The 4,156-nt window shown below is 57.3% G+C and carries 5 protein-coding genes; 1 reads left to right on the forward strand and 4 read right to left on the reverse strand.

What is annotated here, in order from left to right; genetic code table 11:
• From A3730_RS27285 to A3730_RS27300, 4 genes are all read right to left on the reverse strand, one after another.
• A partial coding sequence (locus A3730_RS27285) for a DUF938 domain-containing protein (RefSeq protein ID WP_063539351.1) occupies positions 1–468 on the reverse strand: 468 nt, incomplete at its 3' end.
• Positions 469–545: 77 nt separating this feature from the next.
• Complete coding sequence (locus tag A3730_RS27290) at positions 546–1,385, reverse strand: SDR family oxidoreductase (RefSeq protein ID WP_063519981.1); 840 nt, start codon at positions 1,383–1,385, stop codon at positions 546–548.
• Positions 1,386–1,710: 325 nt separating this feature from the next.
• Complete coding sequence (locus tag A3730_RS27295) at positions 1,711–2,457, reverse strand: 1-acyl-sn-glycerol-3-phosphate acyltransferase (protein WP_063519982.1); 747 nt, start codon at positions 2,455–2,457, stop codon at positions 1,711–1,713.
• A gap of 106 nt (positions 2,458–2,563) precedes the next feature.
• Positions 2,564–3,271 carry an START domain-containing protein gene (locus tag A3730_RS27300; RefSeq protein WP_082872499.1) on the reverse strand — a complete coding sequence of 236 codons (708 nt, stop codon included), beginning with the start codon at positions 3,269–3,271 and terminating at the stop codon, positions 2,564–2,566.
• Positions 3,272–3,590: 319 nt separating this feature from the next.
• Between A3730_RS27300 and A3730_RS27305 the strand changes: the two genes are divergently transcribed.
• On the forward strand, positions 3,591–4,156 hold a 566-nt coding region (locus tag A3730_RS27305; RefSeq protein ID WP_197477672.1), incomplete at its 3' end, for an exo-alpha-sialidase.

Consider the following 4,156-nt stretch of genomic DNA (forward strand, 5'->3'; position numbering starts at 1 on the left):
AGCTTTTAGCCAGTCTTCAAACTGCCGGTTTGAATCACTGGTGAACTGCCCGTCGTAGTTGAAGGGGCCGTAGACCAAGAATAATCCTGTTGTGCTGAGTCGTTGGCAGCCTTCGGCGATGCAGTGGGCGACCAGCGGTTGCGCCATGATGTGGAAGGTGTTGGCGGTGAATAGATAATCAAACGGGCCAGCGGGCCACTCGCCGGTGACATCCAGCGCCAGGGGCGGCTTGGCCGGGTTTGGTGTTTGGCTCAACCAATGGTGAATAGCGGGCAGGTTGTCGGGTACGTCAGAGGGTTGCCATTGCAGATGGGGCAGCTGTGCGGACAGCCAGGCGGCGTGTTGCCCGGTGCCGGCGCCGATTTCCAGCAAGGTGCCGGGGGCCTGACAGTGTTGTTGCAAAACCTGAAGGATGGGGCCTTTGTTGTTTTCGGCCGCCTGGGAGAAAGGAACCTCTGAGGGTGTCATGGCTACTCCTGTGAGTGAGTGGCCATGGCACCATCAAAGGCTTTTTCTGGCAAGGGAAAAGCGTGACTCCCTGGCTGTTACTTCTTGCTCATGTACTTCTGGCCCATAGCGACCAGCTTCTGGTAGCTGGTGGGCAACAGGCGTTGCATGGTGTCGACGGCAACCGCATCTGAGCCAATCAGAACACGACGCTTGTTGGCGCGGACACCCTTGAGGATGGTGCTGGCGGCTTCTTCCGGCGTTGTGCGGAACATTTTCTCGAAATCCTGGATGGATTGCTCCTTGCTGGCACCGGTGATGCGCTCAACGCCATCGCTCATGCGCGCGGCCTTGGCAATGTTGGTCTTGATGCCGCCCGGGTGAATGGAGGTGCAGGATACCGGGCTGCCTTCCATTTCCAGCTCGATGCGCAGGGATTCCGTGAAACCGCGCACCGCGAACTTGGCCGCGTTGTAGGCTGACTGGGTGGGGATGCCAACCAGGCCAAAGATGGAGGAGATGTTGATGATATGCCCTTCACCGGCCTGCTTCAGGTAGGGCAGAAACGCTTTGGTGCCGTAAACCACGCCCCAGAAGTTGATGTTCATCAACCACTCGAAGTCGTCGTAGTTCATGTCTTCCACGGTAGCGCCCAGCGCTACACCGGCGTTGTTGAAGATCATGTTGGCCTGGCCAAAATGGTTGACCACATCATCGGCGAAATCGTAGAACGCCTGGCGGTCGGCCACGTCGAGAATCTTGGTCATCAGGCGGTCTTCGCCGAGGTTCAGGTTGTTGGCGGTTTCTTTCAGGCCGGCTTCGTTAATGTCCGAGATAGCCAATTTTGCGCCAGAGGCGGCCAGTTCCATGGCCAGGGCACGGCCGATGCCGGAGCCGGCACCGGTGATGACGGCAACTTTATCTTTGAAATTCTTCATGATGGCTCCTGTATCCGCTCCCGCAGGAGAGGGCATGTATAAGCGTGTGGCAAGTTGAAAGTTCAAAGTTTAAACGCGCGAGAGAGGTTGTCAGGGCCCGCGTCGCCATGTCAGGTAGCAGGCCGTCGCGGCTTTTCGCGGCCGTCGATCCGTTCGGTTGGTACTGACCTGCCCGCACGTTCAACTTTGAACTTTTAACTTTCAACTTAAGTTGGCGACCGAGTGTAGACACTTTGTCACTGCAGAATGGGCCAATCTTGTCAGACAAGGTGCTGGTGTCGTGGCATTGGCGACGCGGTGGGCTGTCGCTGCGGTCTAGCCTTGGTTACAGCGATGGTTGGGGGCAGCTGTCACTCAGCGGGGTTGCGATCGCTTCCCGGCTTTGGCGGACCAGGTTTTGTAGTTCAGCGTCACTGTTGCCAGTCACGCTGAGTGGTGGGTGCAGAATAAGGCGGGCGCTGGCACCGGGGTGAAGCCGCAGGGTGCCGGCGGGCAAAATGTCGAAGGTCCCTGACAAGGTGACCGGCAATACCGGCATGCCCAGTTCCTGGGCCATTTTGAACGCGCCTTTCTTGAAGGGTTTTAATTGCCCGTCGCGACTGCGGGTGCCTTCAGGAAAGAACAGCACGCTGGCGCCGTTGGCCAGCCGTGCGCGGGCCGCATTGAGCGATGCAATGGCAGCTTCGGTGTTGTCGCGGTTGATGAAAACATGGCCGAGTTTTTCACAGCAGATGCCAATAACCGGGATTTTGCGCAGCTCGTGTTTCATCACCCAGCGAAAATCCACGCCCAGGTAGCCATACAGGACAAAAATATCGAACTGGCTAAGATGGTTGGCGACGATCACGTAGCTTTGCCCGGGCAATAGATGATGGCGCCCATGCACATCGACGCGCACGCCGCTATAAAGCAGGCAGAGCTTTGCCCAGGGAATGGCGCTGAGTTTGGCGACCTTGTCGGCTGGTAGAAAGGGAATCAGCAGTAGGCAGGTCAGCCCCGCAAGCACAGTGGTGGTCACCATCAGGGGTACAAAAATCAGCCAGCTATAGAGAAAGAAAAACAGCCTTGTCATCAGATGCCGCTCTCCGGATTGTGCGCAGATGAAAGCCTATAGTAGCGGAGGGCTGGCCGAAAATGACAGGTAGATAAGCACTTTGTTACGTTTTGATGGTGCCCCTTTACGGGGCGGGAGCAGGTGATGGAGCGGCTTGCGGGCTGGCATCTTGCGGGCGGCCGGGGCCATGCAGATCAATGTAGTCGTAATAATGGTTCTGGTACTCCGGCTTGTTGACGATGCGGCGAAGGCGCTCAAGTGTGAAATAAGGCGCATCGCGGAGCAGAATATTGGCAATCCAGGCGGGGATGTAGCCGCCTGGATCCAGGATCAGTTCATAGGTCATTTCCACTTCGTGGTTGCCCAGCCGGGTGAAGCCCAGCAGCCCGGTCATTTCCGGGAAGCGGATGTAATTATTGTTGGGGGGCAAGGCATCGGGCTGGTTAATCAGCGTGATCATCACCGATTCCGGCTCGGTATTCAGGGTCTGTGTCACTTTGGCCCGCAGCACCGCTTCCCGGTCGGCCAGTGGCCAGGGCAATTGGGTGGTAAAGCGCAGCTGCCGGTCCAGGGGGCTGGTGCGACCGAATTCTTCTGCGCTATCGACAAAGTGAAGCCACTTGGGGAACGAAGGATAATCGTTCAGCAGGGCGACCAGAGAATATTCGTCGTTCAGGGTGAAGCGGGTGATGCCACGAAACGTTTTCAAACGGGATTCGTCCCGGTGTTTCATGTACACCTGGATGTCATTGCGGTCACTGACCAGTGTCCAATCGGGGTCAATATCACTGGATACCGGTGCAGACCATGCCGGGGAAAAGGCAGAGAACAATGCAGAAAGTGCAAGCAGAAGCCAACTGAGGCAAAAAGGTCGAAGCCTGTCCATAGGGGGCGAAGAGTCCTTGTTCGCTATTCTTGGAATTGATTTGGGCCTATAACGCGACGTCATTATGACATTATCATTATAGGCCTGAACACATTTTGACCGCTTTGCCCTGTGGTTTCTCCGCGCTAACTGACAGTCGGTGCGGCAAATACGCATTAACGGCAGGCAATTTTGTGAACGGCTGCTAGACTGTCGCCCGGCGTGTTTTGTGCCAATCAATCACCCAATAACAAGCATTTGCATATTCCTGTTGTGACGATTCCCTATGCTTAAGCGAGCGTTTCATCTTTTGGTCGGCGCCGCCTTGGTGGCCGGTTATTTTGCGGCAACACCGGCACGGCTCTGGCAGCCGGCCCCATCATTGCTGGCGGTGGCGCCGGCCCCGGTGCCTTCGGATTCCCAGTGGCAAACCCGGTTTGCGTCCGATGCGGATACCCGCATGGTGCATGCGGCGTCCATGGTGGAATTGCCCGACGGCCGTTTACGTGCCTTCTGGTTTGCCGGCACCCGTGAGGGGGCGGCAGATGTGTCGATTAATTCCGCCACCTTTGATCCCGCATCCGGCGCCTGGTCCGACGAAACGGTGTCCGTGACCCGCGAGCAGATTTCCCGGGGCTGGGGGCGACATATCCGCAAACTGGGTAATGCGGTTCCGGTGCTGGACGATGACGGCCACATGCGATTGTTTGTGGTGGCAGTGAGTTTCGGTGGTTGGGCGGCCAGCCGTTTGGTGGTGATGGAATCCTCAGATCTGGGGGCCAGCTGGGACTTCGAGACGGCACTGGTGGCGACCCCGTTCCTGAATATCAGCACGCTGGTCAAAACCCCGCC

This window comes from Alcanivorax sp. HI0044, from assembly GCF_001634945.1.

Excerpts from the sequence above, each read along its gene's own strand:
- A3730_RS27290 (WP_063519981.1), bottom strand. The coding sequence starts at position 1,385 with ATGAAGAATTTCAAAGATAAAGTTGCCGTCATCACCGGTGCCGGCTCC.
- A3730_RS27295 (WP_063519982.1), bottom strand. The coding sequence starts at position 2,457 with ATGACAAGGCTGTTTTTCTTTCTCTATAGCTGGCTGATTTTTGTACCC.